The sequence below is a fragment of the Bradyrhizobium sp. Ash2021 genome (assembly GCF_031202265.1).
Classification (GTDB): domain Bacteria; phylum Pseudomonadota; class Alphaproteobacteria; order Rhizobiales; family Xanthobacteraceae; genus Bradyrhizobium.
On record NZ_CP100604.1, the window covers coordinates 3,110,362 to 3,134,292 of the forward strand.

Annotated in this window: 20 protein-coding genes; 13 read left to right on the forward strand and 7 right to left on the reverse strand. The window is 63.7% G+C overall.

The genetic code is table 11. The features are described from left to right. The first annotated feature begins 107 nt into the window (after positions 1–107). From NL528_RS14925 to NL528_RS14945, 5 genes are all read left to right on the forward strand, one after another. Complete coding sequence (locus NL528_RS14925; RefSeq protein WP_309183426.1) at positions 108–551, forward strand: hypothetical protein; 444 nt, start codon at positions 108–110, stop codon at positions 549–551. A gap of 145 nt (positions 552–696) precedes the next feature. Next, positions 697–1,923: a cytochrome P450 gene (locus NL528_RS14930; RefSeq protein WP_309183427.1), complete on the forward strand. Its 1,227-nt coding sequence runs from the start codon at positions 697–699 to the stop codon at positions 1,921–1,923. Between the two features lie 112 nt (positions 1,924–2,035). Next, entirely contained in the window at positions 2,036–3,634 is a 1,599-nt protein-coding gene (locus NL528_RS14935) for a GMC family oxidoreductase (RefSeq protein WP_309183428.1), read from the forward strand. Between the two features lie 7 nt (positions 3,635–3,641). Further along, positions 3,642–4,091: a gluconate 2-dehydrogenase subunit 3 family protein gene (locus tag NL528_RS14940; protein ID WP_309183429.1), complete on the forward strand. Its 450-nt coding sequence runs from the start codon at positions 3,642–3,644 to the stop codon at positions 4,089–4,091. 85 nt (positions 4,092–4,176) lie between these two features. Beyond that, positions 4,177–5,202 carry a trypsin-like peptidase domain-containing protein gene (locus NL528_RS14945; protein ID WP_309183430.1) on the forward strand — a complete coding sequence of 342 codons (1,026 nt, stop codon included), beginning with the start codon at positions 4,177–4,179 and terminating at the stop codon, positions 5,200–5,202. 183 nt (positions 5,203–5,385) lie between these two features. Here the strand turns inward: NL528_RS14945 and NL528_RS14950 are convergent, their stop codons facing one another. The 5 genes from NL528_RS14950 to NL528_RS14970 form a co-directional block, all read right to left on the reverse strand. Further along, positions 5,386–6,168 carry an alpha/beta hydrolase gene (locus NL528_RS14950; protein ID WP_309183431.1) on the reverse strand — a complete coding sequence of 261 codons (783 nt, stop codon included), beginning with the start codon at positions 6,166–6,168 and terminating at the stop codon, positions 5,386–5,388. A 3-nt stretch (positions 6,169–6,171) separates the two neighbouring features. Then, positions 6,172–7,467, reverse strand: a complete 1,296-nt coding sequence (locus NL528_RS14955; RefSeq protein ID WP_309183432.1) for an O-acetylhomoserine aminocarboxypropyltransferase — start codon at positions 7,465–7,467, stop codon at positions 6,172–6,174. A gap of 48 nt (positions 7,468–7,515) precedes the next feature. Continuing rightward, positions 7,516–8,820, reverse strand: a complete 1,305-nt coding sequence (gene pncB / locus NL528_RS14960; RefSeq protein ID WP_309183433.1) for a nicotinate phosphoribosyltransferase — start codon at positions 8,818–8,820, stop codon at positions 7,516–7,518. 61 nt (positions 8,821–8,881) lie between these two features. Beyond that, positions 8,882–12,439 carry a molybdopterin cofactor-binding domain-containing protein gene (locus tag NL528_RS14965; protein ID WP_309183434.1) on the reverse strand — a complete coding sequence of 1,186 codons (3,558 nt, stop codon included), beginning with the start codon at positions 12,437–12,439 and terminating at the stop codon, positions 8,882–8,884. Then, a complete protein-coding gene (locus tag NL528_RS14970) occupies positions 12,439–12,906 on the reverse strand; it encodes a 2Fe-2S iron-sulfur cluster-binding protein (RefSeq protein WP_309183435.1) in 468 nt (155 codons plus the stop codon). Before NL528_RS14970 ends, NL528_RS14965 begins: the two co-directional genes overlap by 1 nt. A gap of 295 nt (positions 12,907–13,201) precedes the next feature. Here NL528_RS14970 and NL528_RS14975 point away from each other — a divergent pair, with 295 nt between their 5' ends. The 8 genes from NL528_RS14975 to NL528_RS15010 all read left to right on the forward strand — a co-directional run bounded on the left by NL528_RS14975 (position 13,202) and on the right by NL528_RS15010 (position 21,451). Beyond that, positions 13,202–14,653: a 6-hydroxynicotinate reductase gene (locus NL528_RS14975; RefSeq protein WP_309183436.1), complete on the forward strand. Its 1,452-nt coding sequence runs from the start codon at positions 13,202–13,204 to the stop codon at positions 14,651–14,653. Beyond that, a complete protein-coding gene (locus NL528_RS14980; RefSeq protein ID WP_309183437.1) occupies positions 14,650–15,558 on the forward strand; it encodes a UPF0280 family protein in 909 nt (302 codons plus the stop codon). Before NL528_RS14975 ends, NL528_RS14980 begins: the two co-directional genes overlap by 4 nt. 22 nt (positions 15,559–15,580) lie before the next feature. After that, positions 15,581–16,165, forward strand: a complete 585-nt coding sequence (locus tag NL528_RS14985; RefSeq protein ID WP_309183438.1) for an amino acid synthesis family protein — start codon at positions 15,581–15,583, stop codon at positions 16,163–16,165. A gap of 25 nt (positions 16,166–16,190) precedes the next feature. Then, positions 16,191–17,393 (forward strand): ABC transporter substrate-binding protein, encoded by a 1,203-nt coding sequence (locus NL528_RS14990; RefSeq protein ID WP_309183439.1) that lies wholly within the window; start codon positions 16,191–16,193, stop codon positions 17,391–17,393. A gap of 192 nt (positions 17,394–17,585) precedes the next feature. Beyond that, a complete protein-coding gene (locus NL528_RS14995; protein WP_309183440.1) occupies positions 17,586–19,472 on the forward strand; it encodes an ABC transporter permease in 1,887 nt (628 codons plus the stop codon). Further along, positions 19,469–20,260: an ABC transporter ATP-binding protein gene (locus NL528_RS15000; RefSeq protein ID WP_309183441.1), complete on the forward strand. Its 792-nt coding sequence runs from the start codon at positions 19,469–19,471 to the stop codon at positions 20,258–20,260. The genes NL528_RS14995 and NL528_RS15000 overlap by 4 nt, the downstream gene beginning before the upstream one ends. Further along, positions 20,257–20,961, forward strand: a complete 705-nt coding sequence (locus tag NL528_RS15005) for an ABC transporter ATP-binding protein (protein WP_309183442.1) — start codon at positions 20,257–20,259, stop codon at positions 20,959–20,961. The genes NL528_RS15000 and NL528_RS15005 overlap by 4 nt, the downstream gene beginning before the upstream one ends. Positions 20,962–20,995: 34 nt before the next feature. Beyond that, entirely contained in the window at positions 20,996–21,451 is a 456-nt protein-coding gene (locus NL528_RS15010; protein ID WP_309183443.1) for a MarR family transcriptional regulator, read from the forward strand. 62 nt (positions 21,452–21,513) lie between these two features. Here the strand turns inward: NL528_RS15010 and NL528_RS15015 are convergent, their stop codons facing one another. Both NL528_RS15015 and NL528_RS15020 read right to left on the reverse strand, forming a co-directional pair. After that, on the reverse strand, positions 21,514–22,182 hold the full coding sequence (locus NL528_RS15015; protein WP_309183444.1) for a hypothetical protein: 669 nt from the start codon (positions 22,180–22,182) through the stop codon (positions 21,514–21,516). A gap of 2 nt (positions 22,183–22,184) precedes the next feature. Then, complete coding sequence (locus NL528_RS15020) at positions 22,185–23,585, reverse strand: selenium-binding protein SBP56-related protein (RefSeq protein ID WP_309183445.1); 1,401 nt, start codon at positions 23,583–23,585, stop codon at positions 22,185–22,187. Between the last annotated feature and the right edge of the window lie 346 nt (positions 23,586–23,931).

Sequence of the window (23,931 nt, forward strand, 5' to 3'; positions counted from 1 at the left end):
TGGCGGGCGCTCCAGGCGTGCCCGCGCTCTTCCGTCGGCTTGCCGCATCGCTCGCACAGGTATAATATTATACAACGATCAACCTTGGATATTTGAGAGGTCGAACCATGGCATATGCGCAACCGGCCGCGGCGCTCGCGGGCAAATGGACCTATCGAAGCTTTCTCAACGACCCGACGCTGATCGGCGACGATCCGAATACGGCGCCGGCGAACCTGTATGCGCTGCTGTTCGCGGAGGCCGTGTTCACGTTCGAGATTCCGAACGATACGACGCTGACGGGTGCGATCGACTGGACCGGCGGCGGCCTCGATCTTAAGGGAAAGATCCGGGAGAACGACGGTGGACCGATCGTGGAGATCGTCGGTACCGGGCGCCCCAACACCGGTACCGCGAACTGGGAGTATGATTATCACGGCCAGCTTGCCTATCAGTGGCCGAACGGCGTCAACCAGGTGCCGGCGATCGTCGGTAACGTGATCCGTGCAAAACCTCACAACGGCAACCCTGCGGGCGTGGTGGCGTCTTTCATCGCGGTCAAGCAGCCCTGAGCGCTCGTCAGATCCACGCCTGGTCGGCTTTACTAAGCATCCGGTTTGACTCTATCGTCTGCCGCCCGGGCCCGGCCGTATCGACGCGTCCGGGCTCAAGACGACGATCGCGTCAAGCGGCGACGGCAAATGAGGGAGCGAAGCGATGGCCCAGGCGCTGCAGCGCAAGCTGACCTCGATCGACGTCAGCGATCCCCATCTTTATCAGGACGACGTTTGGCGGCCACTGTTCGCGCAACTGCGCCGCGACGATTCCGTGCATTATTGCGAGGCTTCGCCGTTCGGCCCGTACTGGTCGGTGACCCGCTACGACGACATTTTTACGGTCGAGCTCGATCACGAAAACTATTCGTCGAGTTCGGAACTCGGCGGTATCCAGGTGGCCGATCAGCCCAAGGGACAGGAGTTTGCGAATTTCATCCGGATGGACCCGCCCGGTCACACCGCGCACCGCCGTACCGTCGCTCCGATCGTGGCGCCGTCGAACCTCGTCAATCTCGAACCCTTGATCCGCCAGCGCACGTCGGATGTGCTCGACGCGCTGCCGCGCCACGAGACTTTCGACTGGGTTGCGCGGGTTTCGACCGAGCTGACCAACATGATGCTGGCGACGCTGTTCGATTTCCCTTGGGCAGACCGTTCGATGCTGACCTGGTGGTCCGATGTCGCCATCGCCAATGTCGACTCGCCCGATGCCGTCGTTCATTCGGCGGACGAGCGCGTCGCCGAACTGACCAAGATGGGCGAATATTTCCGCAAATTGTGGGATGCGCGTGCAGATGCTCCGCCGGCCTTCGACCTGATCTCGATGCTGGCGCATTCCGAGGCGACGCGAAACCTGCAGGCGCGCGAATTCATCGGGACGATCGCGCTGCTCATCGTCGGTGGCAACGACACCACGCGCAATTCCATGACCGGCGGGCTGATGGCGCTGGTCGAAAATCCCGCGCAGTTCGAATTGTTGCGCTCGAAGCGCGAGCTGATCCCGAGCCTTGTCGCCGAGACCATCCGCTATCACACGCCGGTGCTGCATATGCGCCGCACCGCGCGCCACGACCTCGAACTCGCCGGCCGCAGGATTGCAAAGGGCGACAAGGTCGTGATGTGGTACATCTCGGGCAATCGCGACGAGGACAAGATCGAGCGCGCCGACCAATTCATTATCGATCGCGTCAAGCCGCGGCAGCATCTTTCGTTCGGCGCCGGCATTCACCGCTGTGTCGGCGACCGCCTCGCCGAACAGCAATTACGGATATTGTGGGAGGAAATTTTGCAACGGGATCTTCATTTCGAAATCATGGGTCCGCCGCAGCGGCTCTATTCGAATTTCATTCGCGGCATTCGTTCGCTGCCGGTAAGGATTGTGAATTAGTCCGTCATTGCGAGGAGCGAAGCGACGAAGCAATCCATCTTGCCGCGCGAAGAAAGAATGGATTGCTTCGCTTCGCTCGCAATGACGCCAGAGAGACCTTCAAGGAACCACAATGAACGATCCCGTTGACGTCCTGATCATCGGCGCCGGCGCGTCCGGCGCGGCGGTGGCCTGGAGCCTTGCCGACACCAGGATGCACATCCTCTGTCTCGACCAGGGCGGCTGGATGAATCCCGCACAATATCCGAGCACGGGCCGTGACTGGGAAGCGCGCTTCTATGGCGACTATTCGACCAGTCCCAATATCCGTGCCCGGCCGGAAGACTATCCGATCAACGACGACAACTCGCCGATCAAGGTGGTGAATTTCAATGGCGTCGGCGGCTCGACGGTGATGTACACCGCGCACTGGCCGCGCCTGCATCCGTCCGACTTCAAAGTGAAGACGCTCGACGGCGTTGCCGACGACTGGCCGATCGATTACGACGCGCTTTCGCCGTTCTTCGCCGAGAACGACCGCATGATGGGCGTCTCGGGACTGTCAGGCGATCCGCTTTCGCCGCTGACGGAGCCGCCGATGCCGCCGCAGCCGCTCGGCCGCTCCGGCGCGATCTTCGGCAAGGCAATGAACAAGCTTGGGTGGCACTGGTGGCCGTCGGATACGACGGTTGCGACCACGGACTATGAGGGGCGCGCGCGCTGCATCAATCTCGGCCATTGCACGCCGGCCTGCGCACAGGGCGCCAAGGCGTCAACCGATATCACCTATTGGCCGCATGCGCTGCGCGCCGGGGTCGAACTGCGCACGCATTGCCGGGTGCGCGAGATCACCACCAACGAGCACGGCATGGCATCCGGTGTCGTTTATTACGACAAGGACGGCGTCGAACAGTTTCAGGCGGCCGAAGTCGTCATCATCGCCTGCAACGGCGTCGGCACGCCGCGGCTGCTGTTGAATTCGGCCTCCGGCCGTTTCCCGAATGGCCTCGCCAACTCCAGCGGGTTGGTCGGCAAGAACCTGATGTTCCACCCCTACGGGCAGGTTTACGGATATGTCGAAGAACCGACCGACAGCAACCGGGCGCCGCCGACCTGCCTGTGGAGCAAGGAATTTTACGACACCGATCTGTCGCGCGGCTTTGTGCGCGGCTACGCGATCCAGTTCGGCCGTGGGGTCGGGCCGGTGTTCGAAGCCGTGATGAGCGAGGGCAAGGGTATCCTGCCTTGGGGCGCCGATCATCACCGTGTGTTCCGCAAGCTCAACGGCCACAGGCTCGCCATCTCCGCGATCTGCGAGGATCTGCCGGAGGAACACAACCGCGTCACGCTGGATCCCGTGCTGAAAGACAGCCACGGCATTCCGGCGCCGCGCGTCGACTATACCATCGGCGCCAACAGCGCGAAGATGCTTGAGCACGGGCTGGCGCGCGGCCGTGAAATCCTCGAAGCCGCCGGCGCCACCGATCTCTGCATCAACAGTCCGATCCCCTATGGCGGCTGGCATCTGCTCGGCACCGCGCGGATGGGCACCGACCCGGCACGCTCGGTCGTCAACGAATGGGGCCGGTCGCACGACGTGAAGAATCTCTTCATCGTCGACGGCAGCGTGTTCGTGACGTCGGGCGGCGTCAATCCGACCTCCACCATCCAGGCAATCGCGCTCTACATCGCCGACCAGATGAAGCAGCGCCTCGCCAATTTGTTCGATTGAGGAAGTGATGTCCGCCGAAAATATCCTGACTTCAGCGCAACGCGACGACCTGCGCAGCATCGCCGCGATGATTATACCGGCAAGTGACGAGTACAAGGTACCCGGCGCCGACGATGCGGCTGTCCAGGCCGACATCCTTGCAACGCTCGGCCGCGATACCGATATGGTACGTCAGGCACTCGATCACCTCGCGCGCCTCGCCGGCAAGCCTCTCGCCGACCTCGATCCGGCACGGCGCGATGCGGTGGCCAGGGAATTCCGGAGCACGGGCGGACCCGCTGCGGCGATGCTCGTTCGCGTCGTGCTGCAATGCTACTACCGCGACGACCGCGTGCTGCGTTCGCTGGGGCTGGAACTGCGCGCGCCCTTTCCGTTAGGATACACGCTGGAGCAGGGCGACTGGTCGCTGCTCGATCCCGTGAAGGCGAGGCCTCCAACGTTGCGGCGGGCGCAATAGGTGGCGGGGCTGCCCTGCGCCCGTGCGCTGGCTCTTGCGAGAGCGAAATCCGGCCACCATCTGATGAGGTCGAAGGAATTTCGCTATGCTGGATCTTACCTCTGATATTCCCGGCGACGGACTGTCGCCGGGAGCGACCGAAAAAACGCCCGCCAACGATCAAGCGCTGCTCGACGCCTATTCCAATGCCGTGATCGGCGTGACCGAACGCGTCGGGCCCGCGGTGGTCCGGGTCGAAACCGGACCGAAAGTCCGCAACGCGCGCGAGCGGGGCGGGCTTGGTTCCGGCATCGTGATCTCGCCGGATGGCCTCGTGCTGACCAACAGTCACGTGGTCGGATCGTCGAAGGAGATCAGGCTTCGGGATACCGAAGGCTTTGTGACCGACGCCCATGTGCTGGGTGTCGATCCCGACACCGACCTCGCGCTGCTGCGGGCCGACGGTGCGCGCGATTTGGCCTATGCCTCGCTCGGTAACTCAAAAAGCCTGCGCCGCGGCCAATTGGTGGTCGCGATCGGCAACCCGCTCGGCTTTGAATCGACCGTCACCGCGGGCGTGGTGTCGGCGCTCGGCCGCTCGATCCGCTCGGTCAGCGGCCGGACCATCGAGGACGTGATCCAGACCGATGCCGCGCTCAATCCCGGCAATTCCGGCGGGCCGCTGGTGTCCTCCTCGGCCGAGGTGATCGGCATCAACACCGCCATCATCAGCGGTGCGCAGGGCATCTGCTTTGCGGTGGCGAGCAACACCGCGCAGTTCGTGCTGTCGGAGATCATCCGCCACGGCTATGTCCGCCGCGCCTATATCGGCGTGGCCGGCCAGACCGCGCCGATCCCGCGGCGGCATGCGGTCGTCGCCGGCGTCGACAACAAGATGGGCGCGCTCCTGGCGCAGGTCGAGCCGGACAGTCCGGCCGCGAAGGCGGGATTGTTGCCGGGCGATGTCGTGATCAAGCTCGACGGCGTCGATGTCAACGGCGTCGACGATCTGATCCGCGCGCTGGACCGCGACCGGATCGACCGGAGCCTTGCGATGGACGTGCTGCGGATGGGTCGCCTGCGGGCGCTCGATATCCACCCGATCGAGCGCAAGCCTGTGGCAAGGCAGTAGGCAGTTCGCGCGCTGTTTTTCCCCCTCTCCCCTTGTGGGAGAGGGTGGCTTCGCGAAGCGAAGACGGGTGAGGGGTATCTCTCCGCGAACACTGAATGCGCGGTGAGATACCCCTCATCCGGCGCTGCGCGCCACCTTCTCCCACAAGGGGAGAAGGAAAGAGAGGGCCGTGGACTGACTACATTACTGCTGCAGCGCCGCCAGCAACTCGTCGGGCGCTTCCACCATCATCATGTGCCCCGCGCCGGACAGCACCACGGTGCGGGCGTTCGGCGTCGCGGCGGCCAGCGTCTTGCCGGCCTTCGCAGGCGTCATCATGTCGCGCTCGCCGAGGATGAAGGTGGCGGGCACCTTGACCTGCGCCGCCGCAGCGAGTGCGCCCTGATAGGCGTTACAGGCATTGAGATCACTATACAGCACGCCCGGGCGGGTCTGCTGCAGCACGCGTTGTGCGCCCTGGTGCATCCAGAGTCCCGGCGCGAGGCTGCCGCCGAGTTCCGCCTTGAAGCCGAGGCCCCAGATCGAGACCATGTCGATCGCGTCGGGATCGTTGGCCTCGGCGGCCTTCAGCAGGTCGGGACCGACCGTCATCGTCGCGGCGGTTCCGATCAGGCTCAGGCCCGCGACCTTTTCCGGATGCCGCGCGGATGTTTCGAGTGCAATCAGCGAGCCCATGGAGTGCCCGACCAGCTTTGCCTTGGGCGCACCGGCGGCATCGAGCAGCGCCGCGGTCCAGTCGGCCATGCCGGCGATGGTCGGCAAGGCATTGCCCAACGAACGGCCATGGCCCGGCAAATCCGGCGCCAATACGCAATAGCCGTGATGGGCGAACCAGCGGCTGTGCAGCGCCCAGGTCGAATGATCAAAACCCGCGCCGTGCAGCATCGCGACCGCGGGCAACGAGGGATCGAACGGCCGGCCACCGGTGGCGACGAATGTATCGAACCCATTGACGGACAGTTGCATGACTTAAACCCTCTGCGACGCGCGAAGCGCCTGGCCGAGATCGTCGATGATGTCAGATGCGGCTTCGATGCCGACCGACAGCCGCACCAGTTCCTCGCCGATGCCCGCGGCCTGAAGCTGGGCGGCGTCCATCTGCTGATGCGTGGTGCTGGCCGGATGAATCACCAGCGTCTTGGCGTCGCCGACATTGGCGAGATGGCTGACCATGCGGAGCGTCTCGATGAACTTTTTGCCCGCAGGCCGGCCACCCTTGATACCGAAGCTGACGATCGATCCGGCGCCGCGCGGCAACAGTTTCTTGGCGAGTTCGAAGTCCGGATGATCTTTCAGCGCGGGATGCAGCACCCAGTCGACGGCCTTGTTGCTCTTGAGGAATTCGAGCACCGCCAGCGTGTTGGTCATATGTCGTTCCATGCGCACGCCCAAGGTTTCCACGCCCTGCAGCAGCTGGAACGCATTGGTCGGCGACAGGCAGGCGCCGAAGTCGCGCAGGCCCTCGGTGCGGGCGCGCATGATGAAGGCGGCCTGGCCGAATTGCTCGTCGAAGACGATGCCGTGATAACCGGCATAGGGCTCGGTCAGCACGGGAAATTTGCCGGAGGCGTGCCAGTCGAACCGGCCGCCATCGACAATGACGCCGCCGATTGCGATGCCGTGGCCGCCGATCCATTTGGTCGCGGAGTTCATCACGATGTCGGCGCCGAGCTCGATCGGGCGGCTGAGAAACGGCGTCGCAAAGGTGTTGTCGATCAACAGCGGAATCTTTGCGTCATGCGCGATTTGAGCGACCGCCGGAATGTCCAGAACCTCGAGGCCGGGATTGCCGATGGTCTCGCCGATCACCATCCGCGTATTCGGCTTGATCGCCGCGCGGAATTCATCCAGCGCGCGGGGCTTCACAAACGTGGTCGTGATGCCGAAGCGCGGCAGCGTGTGCGCGAGCAAGTTGATGGTGCCGCCATAGAGCGAGGAGGAAGCGACGATATGATCGCCGTTACTGAGCAGGGTCGCGATCGCGAGATGCATCGCGGCCATGCCGCTCGCGGTGCAGATCGCGCCGACACCGGCTTCCAGCGCCGCCAGCCGCTCTTCGAGCACCGCGGTCGTGGGATTGGAAATCCGGGTGTAGATATGCCCGGCCCGTTCCAGGTTGAACAACGCGGCGGCGTGATCGGAATCCTGAAAGACGTAGGACGTGGTCTGATAGATCGGCACCGCGCGCGCACCGGTGACGGGATCGGGACGCTGGCCCGCATGCAGGCTCAGGGTTTCGAAGGCAGGCGGCTTGGGTGCGGGCATGCGGGGCTCGTCTTATCGATGGGGGGCCTGGGAGGAAGGCGCGTTGGTTCAGACGTGCACGGCGGCGCGGACGCGGCCGACATTGCCGAACACGCGCAAATAGCGATCGACCTCGGATGCGGTGCCGGTGGCTTTTTCCGGATTGTCGGACAATTTGACGGCGGGCCGCCCGTCGACCGATGTCACCTTGCAGACGATCGAAATCGGGTCGAGCAGGGCCGATCCGTCCGGTGCGCAGCCGACGAAATCATTGGTGAGGTTGGTGCCCCAGCCGAAGCTGACGCGGACGCGGCCGGCGAAATGGCGATGGGTCTCCTCGATCGAGCCGACATCCATGCCGTCGGAGAAAACCAGAAGCTTCTCCTTGGGATCGCGGCCCTTCTGCTTCCACCATTTGATGATGTCTTCACCGGCCGTGATCGGCGGCGCGCTGTCGGGGCGAAAGCCGGTCCAGTCCGCGACCCAATCGGGCGCGTCGCGCAAAAACGGTTTGGTGCCGAAGGCGTCGGGCAGCGCGATCAGCAAATTGCCGCCATAGGTATGGCGCCATTGGTCGAGGATGCGATAGGGCGCCCAGCGCAGTTCGGTATCGTCGTCCGCCAGGGCGGCCGCAACCATCGGCAGTTCATGCGCGTTGGTTCCGATCGCTTCGAGATCGTTGTCCATCGCGAGCAGCACGTTGGAAGTGCCGGTGAAGGACGACCCCAAACCTTCCTTGACCGCCTCGACGCACCAGCGCTGCCACAGAAAACCATGGCGGCGGCGGGTGCCGAAATCGGAAAGCCGCAAGCCGTCGAGCTTGCGCAGCCGCTCGACCTTGGACCAGAGCTTTGCTTTGGCGCGGGCATAGAGCACGTCGAGGGCAAACCGCCCCTGTCCCTTCAATGCCTGACGCGAACGCAGTTCGTTCATGATCGCGAGCGCAGGGATCTCCCACATCGTGGTATGGGTCCACGGCCCGTGGAAGTGAAGTTCGTACTGACCGTCGACCTTGTTCAGCTCATATTCGGGCAGGCGGAAAGCGGCGAGCCAGTTGATGAAGTCAGGCGAGAACATCTGGGTCTTGCCGTAGAACGTGTTACCGGCGAGCCAGATCAGCTCCTTCTTGGTGAAACGGATGGAACGGGCGTGGTCGAGCTGGGCGCGAAGCTCGTCCTCGTCGATGATTTCGGCAAGCCGCACCTGCTTGCTGCGGTTGATCACCGAAAAGGTCACGCGCTGATCCGGGTAAAACTCCCGGATCATCTGCTGCATCAATAGCTTGTAAAAATCGGTATCGAGCAGGCTGCGCACGATCGGGTCGAGCCGCCAGCCATGGTTGTAAGTGCGGGATGCGATATCGGTCACTGCCATGGCGGAACTGTACCGTGCCGGAAGCCGCTCAACCAGTGGGTTTTGGCGGCGGCATGGCAGCTCAGCGCGCTATTTCCTGCCGGATACGGCCGATCGCCGCATGAATTTCGCTCCAGGCCGGCTTATCCGGGGCAAATTGCCGCCGCAGGTAAGAGGCCAGTTCCGCAACCTGGCCGTCGCTCAGGCTGTCCTTGAAGGCCGGCATGTAGCCGAGATCGCTCGATGCAGGGGAAGCGATGCCGTGCAGGATCACCTGGATCAGATTGTCCGGTACCGCGCTGTGCAGATTGCTGTTCAGCGCCAGCGAGGGCCGGCTGCCGAACAGCGGCGCGCCGCCGATCTCGTGGCAAACTGCGCAGGCGCCCTGGTAGAGGCGGGCGCCGAGGGACGAGGCCGCGACGGTGTTGGTGCCGGTCGAGGTTTCGAGTTCGGCGGCTGTCAGTTCCTGCGTCGACTTGTCTGGGGCGTCGTCGTTGAACGAACCAAGATACACCGCCATCGCGCGGATATCCTGATCGGGCAGGGCTGCCAGCTCCTTCACGACGGGTGCCATCGGCCCAGCCGCGACGCCGTGAAAGCGCGACTCGCCAGTCCGCAAGTAAGCGTAAAGCTCGTCCTCGCTCCACGGGATCGGCGCTTGCGACAGCGACGTCAGCGCCGGCGCTTCCCAGCCTTCCGCGAAACCGCCGGCGAGGTAGGCAGTTTGCCTTTCCGCACCGAGCGCATTGCGCGGCGAATGACAGGTGCTGCAATGGCCAAAGCTTTCGACCAGGTAGGCGCCGCGATTCCAGATCTCCGATTTGGTCGCGTTTGCCTGGAATACGTTCGCTTGATGGAACAGCGCGTTCCACCCCGCCAGCAGCGGGCGGAGGTTGAACGGAAATGCCAGCGCGTTTCTCGGCGTCTCGGCGCGGACCGGTGTCTGCGCCATCAGATAGGCATAGAGCGCCTGCAAATCGGCGTCGGTCGCTTTGGCGAAATGCGTGTAGGGAAACACCGGATAAAGATGCCGGCCGTCGCGATGGATGCCCTCACGCATCGAGCGCTCGAAGGCGGGATAGGACCACGCGCCGATGCCGGTTTCGATATCGGGCGTGATGTTGGTCGAGGTGATCGTGCCGAACGGCGTTTCGATGGCGCGGCCGCCGGCGTTGAGGACGCCGTTTAGCGAGGTGTGGCAGACCGCGCAGTCGCCGAGCGCGGCCAGTTGCTGGCCGCGGGCGATGGTCGCGGCCGAAAACACCGACGGGTCCGGCCGCGCGATTGGCGCGATGGATCGCCACGGGAGCATGGCGGCGCCGACGCCAACCAACGCCGCGCAAAGGGCTGCGGCTGTTGCAAGCACGCCGCGACGTCCGGCAAACGGGTTTCGCCATTTGTCGGATGCGACAGCAGGCGTGCGCGAGGGCAACGCGGCTGGCGCAGCCTGCTCCTCGCCGCGCAACCCTTTCAGAATGCGCTCGGGCGTGAACGGCAGCTCGCGAAACCGCACGCCGGTCGCGTCGAAAATGGCGTTGGCGATCGCGGCGGCGCTGGGAACGGAAGCGGACTCGCCGACGCCGAGCGGCGGTTGATCCTGACGCGGCAGCATCAGCACGTCGATCTTGGGCACATCCGGGAATTTGATGATGGGGTAGGCGCCCCATTCGCGGCTTGTTACCGAATGGCGGTCGAACGAGACCTCTTCCATCAGCGCGCGGCTGGTCGACTGGATCACGTTGCCGTGGATCTGGTGGCGAACGCCGTCCGGATTGATCATCAGGCCGGAATCCTGCCCGGCAACCACGCGGGTGACGCTGACGTCGCCGGTCGCCTTGTTGACCGCGACATCGGCGATCCAGGCCGACCACGCCGCGCCATAGCCGGGAAACTTGCTGTGAACATAGAGCGCGTAGGCAAACCCGCGGCCGCGCACGATATCGCCTTCGGCCTCCGGTTCCTGCCGGACCGGACGCGGAACCCAGCCGGCGCGTTCGGCAACCGCGTTGACGAGATCGACCGCGCGCGCGTCTTTCAGGTAGCGCAGACGATATTCGATCGGATCGACGCCGGCTTCGGCCGCGAGCTCATCGATGTAGCATTCATGCGCAAACGTATTCGGCAGCGCAGAGACCCCGCGAAACCAGGAGGCGCGCACGATCGGCGGCATGTCGTGCGCTACCACGCGCAGGTGGTCGTAATCGTAAGGCGGAATCGCGGTGCGATCGCCCATCTCGAATACCGCAGGCTCCGGCGCAATCCTTCCCGTGAGCAACAGCGCCAGGGTCGGCGCGCCGTTGGATGGATAGCGCGTGGCAAAATCGTACGCCGCAACGCTGCCATCTGCATTGAGCCCACCCTTGACGTCCATCAGCTGCCCGGCGCCCTTCGGCTCCCAGGCGTGCTCTTGTTCCCGCGTCAATTGTACGCGGACGGGGCGGCCGACCGCGCGCGACAGCAAGAGCGCGTCGGCGGACACATCATCAGCGCAATTGCGGCCATAGCAGCCGGCGGCTTCCATCCGGATCACGTCAATCTCGGCTTCCGGCCGTTCGATCAAGAGCGCCAGATCGATGCGCAGGATGTGCGGATTTTGCGTGCCGGACCACACCCGGATAGCACCGTCCTGATAATCCGCGACAGAACACGATGGACCGATCGAGCCGTGCATCTGGTAGGGCCAGACATAGGTCCGCGGCATCGGTTTTGCGGCGGCCGCGATGGCGGCATCGACATCGCCTTTGTCGATCAACGTCCGCGGCGTCGACGGATTGGCGCGCAGTGCCGTCTCGACATCGCCGAGGTCAGGCAGCGTCGGCACCGGCTTCCAGCTGACCTTCAACCGTGCCGCCGCCTTGATCGCGTTTTCCTCGCGCTCGGCGACGACACCGACGAAATCGCCGATCCGGACCACCGCCACCAGCCCCGGAATGTCGCGCACCGAAGCTTCGTCGACCGCGATCAGGCTGGTGCCGACAAACGCGCCGGCATCGACGCCGGCATAAGGCGGACGCACGACCCGGCCGTGCAGCATGCCTGGCAAGCGGACGTCGTGAACATAGACCAGTTCGCCGGTCGCTTTCGCCGGAAGATCGACGCGGGGCACCGATTGCCCGACGATGGTGTAGGCATTGACGTCCTTCACGGGAACGTCGTCGCCAAGTTCGAGGCGAATGATGTCGTCGGCGATCAATTCGCCATAGCTGACGCTGCGGTTGTCCTTGCCGCGGATCAGCCCGTCTTCGATCGCGAGATCCGCGACCGGCAGTTCCAGCCGTTCGGCCGCGCGCGCGATCAGGAATTGGCGTGCCTGCGCCGCGGCCTTGCGCAATGGCACGGATGTGATCTGGATGGTTTCGCTCGCTATCGTCGCGCCCTGATTGGGCACCCGCGAGGTGTCGCCGAGCACCACGACGACTCGGGCAAAGGACACGTCGAGTTCCTCGGCGACGATCTGTCCGAGCGCGGTGCGAATGCCGGTTCCGAGATCGACATGGCCGTTATAGGCGGTGACCGAGCCATCTGCGGTGATCTTGATGAACGTCTCGAATGCGCTGCTCTCGCCCCACCAGCCGAGACGAACCACCGACAGCGATCCCTGCTGCCGTTCACGATTCCCTGGGGAGTTCGGCACCGCCATCAATCCTGGGCCTCTGCGACAAGCCCGGCCGCCCGCATTGCTGCGCGCACGATCTCGATATGCGCGCCGCACCGGCACAGATTGTAGCGCAGCGATTCCAGCACCTCGGCTTCGGAGGGATGCGGGTTACGCGTCAAGAGCGCCTTGGTGGATATGATCATGCCGTTGAGGCAATAGCCGCATTGCGCGGCCTGTTCCTCGATGAAAGCGGCCTGCACGGGATCGGGATGCTCGCGTGTGCCGAGGCCTTCGAGCGTCACAATGTCGCGTCCGGCGCAGCCTTGAATAGGAATCGCGCAAGCGCGCGCGGCGATGCCGTCGATCAGCACGGCGCAGGCGCCGCATTCGCCGAGCCCGCAGCCATATTTCGGTCCGTTCAATGCGAGATCGTTGCGCAGCACATAGAGCAATGCGGTGTCGGGAGCGGCGTCGACATCATGGACCCTGCCGTTAACGGTCAGGCGCATCGTGATCGTGCTCCCTAAAACCCCGACGATTGCACTGTAATGTCGGATCTAAACCTGATCGGAGGATAACGTTTGTATACAAACGTGCAAGCCGCCCGTTCCGCGGTGCAGTGCGTTGCCCGCTTTATAAACAACGGTGCGAGGCAATTGATTTTTTATTCGGCAATGGCGGTTTTTCGCTTCCCCGACCGCTTGACAGGTTTCCAGCCTGCGCGCAGGATCGTTCGTATACGAACAATATGCCCGGCGGCTGAAAACGGGGTATGATTGAGGCCGCCCGAGAGTAGGCTTGTTCATGACGATCGATGCGACGACGGCCGCCGGTGGCGACAAGATCCGCTGCGATGCCTGCCCGGTGATGTGCTACATCAAGCCGGGCGCGGCAGGCGCCTGCGACCGCTATGCCAATCACAACGGCGAACTGGTGCGGGTCGATCCGCATATCGTGCTGGAGCGAACGGTTGAGCACGGTGGCCGTCTGGTGCCGTTTCAGGCCACCGGCGACTGGGACGGCAAGATCGTCCATCAGCCGGAGGTCTTTGTCACGGCGATCGGGGCAGGCACGACTTACCCTGACTACAAGCCGGCGCCCTTTATCGTTTCCTCGGAGATCGACGGCGTCGACATGGTCACGGTCGTGACCGAAGGCATCTTCAGCTATTGCGGCGTCAAGGTGAAGATCGACACCGACCGCTATCTCGGTCCGGAAACCGCGACCGTGCGCGCGCAGGGCGAAGCGATCGGCCATGTCACGACATCCGAATACGGCTCGCAGATGCTGTCGCTCGGCGGCGTGCATCATCTCACCGGCGGTTCCAAGAAGGAAGGCCGCGTCACCTGTGACGCGCTGATGGACCTCTCCAATTGCAAGCCGGTCGAGCTCACGATCGACGGCGGCGCCACCGTGGTGGTGCAGGCCGGCTATCCGCCCATCGTCAATGGCGTCGCGGAAGAACGCATGCGGGTCGGCTGCGGCTCGGCCACCATCGGCATGTTCGCCAAGCAGTGGCAGGGCAAGGTCGATGAGGTGGTCGTGGTGGATGACCACATTACCGGCGTCCTCAGCGAACATCAGGCCGGCAAGCTGCTGGATATTCCCGATACCGGGATCAAGATGAAGGGCCGGCGCTCGACGCCGGGCCGCTATTTCCAGGTCGCCGAGCCCGGCACCGGCTGGGGCGGCACCAAGATTTCCAATCCGTTGTCGGTGCTCGGCCCGTTCGATCCGAAGGAGGCGCGGCCGGGCCTCACCATGCTGATGGTCTCCACCACCGGCGAACATGCGGCATATTACGAACTCGACGAGGCGCTGAAGCCGGTCGAAAAGCAGATGCCGCTGGACCTGAAACTTTCCGTCGAGCGGATTCAGGAAAACTGCGAACCGGCGCTGTGCACGGTGTTGTTCATGGGCGGCGCGGGCGGATCGCTGCGCGCCGGCGTCACCGACAATCCGGTGCGGCTGACGCGTTCGGTGAAGGACGCGCTGACGCGCGTCACCAGCGGCGGCGCGCCGGTCTATGTCTGGCCGGGCGGCGGCATCACCTTCATGGTCGACGTCACGCAGATGCCGGCAGGCGCTTTCGGTTACGTTCCGACGCCGGCGTTGGTGGCGCCGATCGAGTTCACGCTCAAACTGTCGGATTATGCGGCATTGGGCGGCCATATGGATTATGTGCGTCCGCTGGCGTCGTTGAAGGACAACACCGAAACCCGTCCGATGCCTTACATTCCCGGGCGTCGCGCATGAAACGGCTGCCGCAAATCGCGCTTCTTCCCGACGGCAAGCGGCTGCATTTGCAGGACGGTCCGATTGATCTGATCGTCGAGGCGAAAGGCAACGACGCGGATGTTGGTGCGGCTTACGAGGCCGCGGCGCGGCGCTTCCCCGGCTTGCTGGATGAACTCTGCGCCGAGCTTTCGGAATTGCGCAGCGCGGCCGATCCGGCGCGATGCTCGCTGAAAGGCGTCGTCGCGCGCCGCATGCATGCGGCGGTCGCGCCATTTGCGGCCGATTGCTTCATCACGCCGATGGCGGCGGTGGCTGGCAGCGTGGCGGAAGAGATTCTCGGCGCGATGCAGGGCGCAGCACGGCTCGATCGCGCTTACGTCAATAATGGTGGCGATATCGCGCTGCATCTGGCCGAAGGCGAACAGTTCACGGTGGGCCTAATGGACCGTCCGGACCGGCATGGATTGCTGCGGACGATGGTCATCGAGGCTGACGATTGCATCCGGGGCGTCGCGACCAGCGGACGCCACGGCCGCAGCTTCTCGCTCGGCATTGCCGACGCCGTCACCGTGCTGGCGCGAACGGCGTCCCATGCGGATGCCGCCGCGACCGTCATCGCCAATGCCGTCGATCTGCCCGGGCATCCCGCGATCGTCCGCTGTCCAGCCGATGCGTTGCAGCCGGACAGCGATCTCGGTGCGCGGCTCGTCACCCGGGACGTCGGAAGGCTGTCGAACGATGAGATCGAGGACGCGCTCGCGGCGGGTGCACGGTGCGCGCGCCAAGCGCTCGTGGCAGGATTGATCGAGGGTGCAGCCTTGCGGCTACTCGGCGAAATCGTCGTGGTGGGGGTGACGGGGACCCCGACGCAGGGATCGCAAGCGCTTCACAACCAGACGATAGAAAGGACGATGCATGCTTGATCGGGGAACAGGGCTGACAGGGATGAGCGCGATCATTCGCAAAATCGTCACGGTGGTCGAGGAAACCCATCTGGAGATGGGGCAGAAGATTTTGCCGCCGACCCGGCGTGCGGCGGCGATTGCCGTGATCGAAAACCCGTTTGCCGGAAAATATGTCGAGGACCTCTCGCCGCTGATCGCGATCGGCGAGGAACTCGGCGAATTGCTGTCGAAGAGGGCAGTGGCGGCGCTCGGGATCGACGGCGCCAAGGCGCAAAGCTACGGCAAGGCCGCCGCGGTCGGCGAAAACGGTGAACTCGAGCATGCGGCCGCGATCTTGCATCCGAAGATGGGCGCCCCGGTGCGCAAAGTGCTGAGCAAGGGTGCTGCGCTAATTCCGTCGTCGAAGAAGCGCAGCGGCCCGGGAACCACGCTGGATATTCCGCTCGGGCACAAGGATGCGGCGTTCGTGCGCAGCCATTTCGATGGCATGGAGGTGCAGATCAACGATGCGCCGCGCGCCAATGAAATCATGGTCGCGGTCGCGGTGACCGACAGCGGCCGGCCGCTGCCGCGGGTCGGCGGGCTCACGATTTCTGAAGTCAAGGGCGAAGACGGTTTGAGATAATTCTCTGTAACATTGGAGGTTGGGTATGCGACGGAGTTATTTGCTGGGAGCGGGATTGGCGATCATGGTCGCCGGCATGGCCAATACCGCCGTGGCCCAAAGCGAAATCAAGATCGGCGAAATCAACAGCTATTCGCTGTTGCCCGCGTTCACCGAGCCCTATCGCAAGGGCTGGCAGCTCGCGGTCGAGGAGATCAACGCCGCGGGCGGCATCAACGGCAAAAAACTCGTCGTCGTCTCCAAGGATGACGGCGGCAAGCCGGCCGACGCGCAGACCGCCGCCAACGAGCTGGTATCGAGCGAAAACGTAGCGATGCTGACCGGCACGTTCCTGTCCAATATCGGTCTCGCCGTCAGCGATTTTGCCAATCAGAAGAAGGTATTTTTCCTCGCGGCCGAGCCTTTGACCGACGCCATCACCTGGGCCAAGGGCAACCGCTACACCTTCCGCCTCCGGCCCTCCAATTACATGCAGGCGGCGATGTTGGTGGAAGAGGCGGCGAAATTACCGGCCAAACGCTGGGCAACGATTGCGCCGAATTATGAATACGGCCAGTCGGCGGTCGCGGTATTCAAGAAGCTCATGTCGGAAAAGCGCCCCGACATCCAGTGGGTTGACGAGCAGTGGCCGCCGCAGGGCAAGATCGATGCGGGTCCGGTAGTGCAGGCGCTTGCCGCCGCCAATCCCGAGGCGATCCTCAACGTCACCTTCGGCGCCGATCTCGTCAAATTCGTGCGTGAAGGCAACACCCGCGGCCTGTTCAAGGATCGCGCGGTGGTGAGTTTCCTGACCGGCGAACCGGAATATCTCGATCCGCTGAAGGAGGAGACGCCGGACGGCTGGATCGTGACCGGCTATCCCTGGTACTCGATCAAGACGCCGGAGCATGACGCGTTCCTGAAGGCCTATCAAGCCAAGTACAACGACTATCCGCGGCTCGGCTCGATCGTCGGCTACCAGACCATCAAGTCGGCGGCGGCGATCCTTGCCAAAGCGAATTCGACCGATCCGGAAAAGCTGATCGCAGCGACGGAGGGATTGTCGGTGCCGTCGCCGCTCGGCGAGATCACCTTCCGCAAGATCGACCATCAGTCCACGCTCGGCGCTTACGTCGGCAAGACCGCGGTGAAGGACGGCAAGGGCGTGATGGTGGATTCGGTCTACCGAAAGGGTTCCGACTATCTGCCTGGTGATGCCGAAGTCGAAAAGCTTCGTCCGAAGGAGTGAGACCTACCTCTCCCGAAGGGAGAGGTCGAATTTAGAGCGCAGCGAAAAATTCGGGTGAGGGGTTTTGATCTATCGTTGGTCCGTAACCCCTCACCCGGATCGCTTGCGCGATCCGACCTCTCCCTATGGGAGAGGTGAAGTAAACGCACTGCATTTTGGCATCTCATTGGATGCCCCTAACCCGGATCGCCCATGGCCTTTTACTTCGTTCAGTTCCTGACTGGTCTGGCCAGCGCGGCGTCGCTGTTTCTGGTCGCGTCAGGCCTGTCGATCATTTTCGGCGTGACGCGGATCGTCAATTTCGCCCATGGCGCGTTCTACATGCTCGGCGCCTATGTCGCGTTCACGCTGACCGAACGGCTTTCCGGCGCGTTTGGATTTTGGGGCGGCATGGTCGTCGCGGCGCTCGTCGTGGCCGCGATCGGCGTGCTGGTCGAGATGGTGCTGCTGCGGCGGATCTATCACGCGCCGGAGCTGTTTCAGTTGCTCGCGACCTTCGGCCTGACCTTGATGGTCGAGGATCTTGTGGTGTTGATCTGGGGACCGGAGGATCTGCTCGGCCGCCGCGCGCCGGGCTTCAAGGGCGCGGTCGATTTCTTCGGCCAGAACATTCCGAGTTACGATCTGTTTCTGATCGCGCTCAGCCCGGTCGTGCTGGGATTGCTGTGGCTGATGTTCCAGCGCACGCGCTGGGGCGTGCTGGTTCGCGCCGCGACGCAGGACCGCGACATGGTGGCGGCGCTCGGCGTCAATCAGAAATGGCTGTTCACCAGCGTGTTTGCGGTCGGCGTATTTCTCGCCGCCCTCGGCGGCGCGCTGCAGATTCCGCGTGATGCCGTGCATCACGCGCTGGACCTGCGCATCATCGTCGATGTCTTCGTCGTGGTGGTGATCGGCGGCCTCGGCAGCATCATCGGCGCTTTCGTGGCCGCCGTGCTGGTGTCGGAACTCAACGCCTTCGGCATCCTGATCTTCCCGAAAATATCGATCATCCTGGTGTTCCTGGTGATGGCCGTGGTGCTGATCGTGCGGCCGTGGGGGCTGTTCGGCAAAGCCGAGGCGCCGGCGCGCCGCACGCCGGGTCTGACCGTCAATCCCTGGCGTCCGCTCGGCCCGGGCGAACGATGGGCCGCGGTGGCTGCGCTGATCGCAGCGGCAGCGCTGCCGTTCGTCAGCGGCAACTACGCGCTGACCGTCGGTTCCGAGATCGCGATCTTCGTGATCTTTGCGGCCAGCCTGCATTTCCTGATGTCGGTCGGCGGGCTCGCCTCGTTCGGCCATGCCGCCTATTTCGGGCTCGGCGCCTATGGCGTCGCCTTCCTCGCCAAGATGGCGGGACTGCCGATGATCGTCTCGCTTCTGCTCGGCCCGCTGCTCGGATGTCTTGGGGCTGCGGTGTTCGGCTTCTTCGCCGTGCAATTGTCCGGCGTCTATTTCGCGATGCTGACGCTGGCGTTTGCGCAGATCGTCTGGTCGATCGCGTTCCAATGGGTCGCGGTCACCGGCGGCGACAACGGCATTTTGGGCGTTTGGCCGGAGAAATGGGCGGCGAGCCCGTCGCATTTTTACTGGCTCTCGCTTGGGATCGCGGCATTGGCGGTGGCGGTGCTGCGGATCATCGTGTTCTCGCCATTCGGCTTTGCGCTACGCGCGACGCGGGATTCGCCGCTGCGCAGTGAAGCCGTCGGCATCAACGGCAAGCGCATCCAGTGGACCGCCTTTGTGATCGCCGGCACCGTCGCCGGTGTCGCCGGCGCGCTGTTTGCGTACCTCAAGGGCAGCGTCTTCCCCGACAGCCTCGGCATATCGCTCTCGGTCGATGCACTGGTCATGGTGCTGCTCGGCGGCGTCGAAACCGTCTCCGGCGCGGTCGTCGGCGCCATCGTCTACAAGGCGCTGAATATCTGGCTGGTGAGTCAGACCGATCTCTCCAAGCTGGTGCTTGGCGGCTTCATCGTCCTGATCGTGGTGGCTTTCCCCAAGGGCATCGTCGGCATGCTGGAGACGATCAGGAATCGCCGTCGTCCTTCTTCACCAAAGACTGCACTGGTCACCTCGCGCATCGAGACCGCCGAATGAGCATGGTCCCTACATTGCTGTCGGTCGATGGGCTGACGAAGTCCTATGGCGGCGTGCATGCCGTGCGCGGCGTCTCGTTCGAACTGCGGGCGGGCGAAATCCTGGCGCTGATCGGCCCCAACGGCGCCGGCAAGAGCACCTGCTTCGACATGCTCAACGGCCAGAACATTCCCGATAGCGGCCGGATCAATCTGCTGGGCGAGGATACCGCGGGCAAGAAGCCACGCGCGATCTGGCGGCTCGGCGTCGGCCGCACTTTTCAGATCACCGCGACGTTCCCGACCATGACGGTGCGCGAGAATGTCCAGGTTGCGCTGGTGTCCTATGGCCGGCAATTGTTCAATCTCTGGACCTCGACGGCGCATTACGCGCGGGACGAGGCCGGACGGCTACTGGATCTCGTCGGCATGGGTGCCTACGCCGAGCGCCCCTGCGGCGAACTCGCCTATGGCGATCTCAAGCGGCTCGAGCTCGCGGTGGCGCTGGCCAATCAGCCGAAACTGCTGCTGATGGACGAGCCGACCGCCGGCATGGCGCCGCGCGAGCGCATCGAATTGATGCGGCTCACCGCGCGCATCGCCCGCGAGCAGTCGATCGGCGTTCTCTTCACCGAACACGACATGGATGTGGTGTTCGAGCACGCCGACCGCATCCTGGTGCTCAATCGCGGTACATTGATCGCCGAGGGATCGCCGGAAGAAGTCCGCGGCAATCCACAAGTCCGCGCCATCTATCTCGGCGAGGGTCTGGTCTACGACGCCCGCCACCGCGAGGGAGCGGGCGCATGAAGCTTTCAGTCAAAGACCTCAACAGCTTTTATGGCCCCGCGCATATTCTGTTCGATATCGGACTTGAAGTCGGCGATGGCGAGGTGGTCGCACTGCTCGGGCGCAACGGCGCCGGCAAGTCGACGACCTTCCGCTCCATCGTCGGCCTGGTCGCGAACCGCACCGGCCGCATCCTGTTCGAAGGCAAGGACGTATCGGCCGAGCCGACGCATGCGATCGTGCGCGGCGGGCTCGGCTATGTGCCGGAAGAGCGCCGTATCTTCACCGATCTGACGGTCGAGGAAAATCTCGAAGTCGGCCGGCAACCGAAGCGGCCGAATGCGCCGTATTGGACTCGGGAAAAGCTGTTCACGCTGTTTCCGAACCTCGGCGAAATGCGCGGCCGCGCGGGCGGGCGCATGAGCGGCGGCGAGCAACAGATGCTGACGATCGCGCGCACGCTGATGGGAAATCCGTCGCTGGTGCTGCTCGACGAGCCGTCGGAGGGGCTGTCGCCAAAAATCGTCGAGCAGATGGTCGACGCCATCCTGGCCATGAAGAAAGAGGGCGTCAGCATCGTGGTATCCGAGCAGAATTTGCACTTCGCGCGCCTGATTTCCGACCGCGCCTACATCATCGAGCGCGGCAAGATCTGTTTCGGCGGCACGATGAGCGAACTCGACGCGCGTCCGGATATCCGCGACGCGCATCTGTCGCTGTGACCGGCGCAGGACAAGAATAGGGATGGGAAACGCCATGGCCAGAAATGGTTCGCCCAAGCGAAGCGTCAAGCCGTCAAAGCCGTCCTACATCCTGGACGAGCAGATCGGCTTCATCCTGCGCCAGGTGTGGCAACGCCACGCCATGATCTTCGCCCGCGACATCGGCATCAACCTGACGCCGACGCAATGGGCGGCGCTGGCAAAATTGACCGAGACCGGGCCATGCTCGCAAAACCTGCTCGGACGGCTGACAGCAATGGACGTCGCCACCATCAAGGGCGTGATCGACCGCCTCACCGCGCGCGGCCTGACCGAGACCAGCCCCGATCCCGAAGACGGCCGGCGCTTGCTGGTGAGTCTGACGCGCGCCGGCCAGCAGCTGGCCGAAAAAGCTGCGCCGAACGCACTGGCGATCACCAAGGAGACGCTGGCGCCGCTCGACGCCAGGGAGCGCGAGACGCTGATGGGATTGCTGAACAAGCTGCGGTGACAGGGCGCGTGCTTCATTCAGCTTGAATTGCTGTCATGTTGCAATGCCGCGCAGAACTCGCGCTATTCCGCGAGGCCGAACCCGAGTGCGATGAGCCCCACCAGAATGAGGCTGACGGCCCAGGATGAATCCAGATTGAACCAGCTCCGCGATACGAATTTGAGGCCAAGATAACGGTAGACCAGCCACGCCAGGAATCCGCCGGCGGCGATCATCGTGCTGGTGTGAACGATGGAGACGAGCGCCGCCATACCGAGATTGCCATTGATGATGGTCCCGACGGCCTCGTGGCCCTTATCCAGGTCGGCTTCCCGGCAGAGCCCGAGATAGATCGGCACCAGCATCAGTCCCGCACCGTGGGCGATTGCGACCGCGAAGGACCAAAGTCCCAGTTGCGTCGGTGATATTCGCGCCAGTGCCCGCGGATGGCGCCGATCGACAAGCCGAAAGATACCGAACCCGATGACGAGGAGGCTGGCGCCGATCTGTATCTGGCGCTGCCATTCGACGAGGGCGACCAGCAGCGCGAAGGGAAGGATCACCAGCAGCATCGCGAGCAGATGGCCCGCCGCCAGCGGCCCAAGCGCGGCCACCAGCGCACGCGGACTCCTCTCCATCAATCCGGCCGATACGGCGAGCGGCCACCCCATTCCCGGATTTACTCCGTGATAGAGGCCGCTCGCGATGACAGCCAGCCAGAGCCAGGCCGGTGTCCAATCGGCCGCGCTCACATTCAAACCGACGGATAGCAGAACGAATCCGTCGAACAGTCACCGCCGTCGAGCCGGATCTGATGCGCCCGGTACCCGTCGGGGAAGTTGACCCAGTAATCCCTGGCCAGCTCGAGCCCGCCGCCCGGGCCTGCATTGGCCATGACCTCGGCGCCCGGTATTCCACTCGGATAGAACTGGTCGTCCCACGTCGAGTAGAGCGAGTTGGTCCAGTATACGCGCTTGCCATCGCGGCTGATCTCGACCATCTGCGGGCCGCCGGCAAAGGCCTTGCCGTTCGGATGAGGCGTACGCCGTACAATGCCGCCGATGTGGACCGATCCGGCGAGCTTCGGCTTTCGGGGATCGCTGACATCGTATTGACGCATCTCGCCGGTGCCCCAGCACGCGACGTAGAGAAACTTGTCATCCATGGACAGGTCGATATCGGATACCAGCGGCGGCACGGCGCCGAAGCCCTGCAGAAGCGGCGGCAGCTGGTCCTTCGGCGCGGCCTCCGGCGGGATCGTCGCCGTCTTCTCGATGTGAAACTTGCCGCCCTCGCGCCACCAGGTCCAGATCGAGCCTTCGAGGTTTGTGGTGTCGACCACGACGCCCAGGAAGCCATACTCGCGAACCGGATCATGCGCGGGACGCACTTCCAGCGCCATCTGATGGTTGGCGCCGAGATCGATGGTCTGGACATTCCGCCGCGCCCGCAGATCCCAGAAGTGGATCCGATGGCCGTATTTGTTCGAGAGCAGATCCTCCGGCACGATCCCGTTCTCGAACTGCGGTGGCAACGCCCACTCGCTCGTCACCATGTAGTCGCGCGGCAGATTCCACCAGAAGTCATAGTGCAGTTTCTGGGCGCCACGATCGATCTCCCAGCGTCCGAGGACATCGAATGTCTCGCAGTCCATGATGAAGACGCCGGGCGGTCCATCGGTCCCATCCTTGCCGCCGCCACCGAGCGTGCTGATGTAAATGCCTTCAGGCCCGCAATGGACCGTGTGGGGCCGCGAGTAGCCGGTCTTCTTGAAGATTTCTTCAGGCTCGATGATCTTGCGAATATTCGCCTTGGTGGGATCCGGCTTCGTATCAACGATGTAAATGCGGGACGACCGCATGCCGGGAATGATGAGGTAGCGGCGCTCGAGGAATGCGTGCCCGGCGAGCGGCGACAGCGCCGACGAGCAGGCGTTCCATCCGAAATGGTGAAACTCGTCGCCTTTGGTCGGCATTGTCAGTGTGTGGACGACCTGGCTGAAGGTCGGAGAGTCAGGCTTTGCATCAATCACCGCGAGCGCGTCGGGTTCTGAAAAGTCCGGGCTGAGCAGCAAGGTGTAGGCAAAGCTCTCTGGCGGGGCTTCCATTGCAAGCTTCGGCGATGCATGAAATGTGGGATCTGGCCTGATCGTCATCGGACTGCCTCCCTGTTTGCCTTGGTGTGTACCAACACGGCTCAGCGGCATGCAGCAGCAAAAACTAACCCGGCCCGTTGATTCCTCTTGCGAGTGCCGCCGGCTGGGGTTCGCTTGTGGTCACCATACTCCTCAATGGCATCAGGTGAAAGGAACGATGCAGAGGCCAGGCCTGCGACAATCAGCGCACCACGATCTCCGGCACCCGCGTCACCCCTGGCGTGTTGCGGCTGCGTTGCGTCCACACGATGCCGTCGATGATGTCATGCCGATGCCGGGGAGGTCGCCGAGCTGGATGCCACCCGTCCGGGCTGGCGCGCCACCGGGTTTACCAGCGATCGAACGT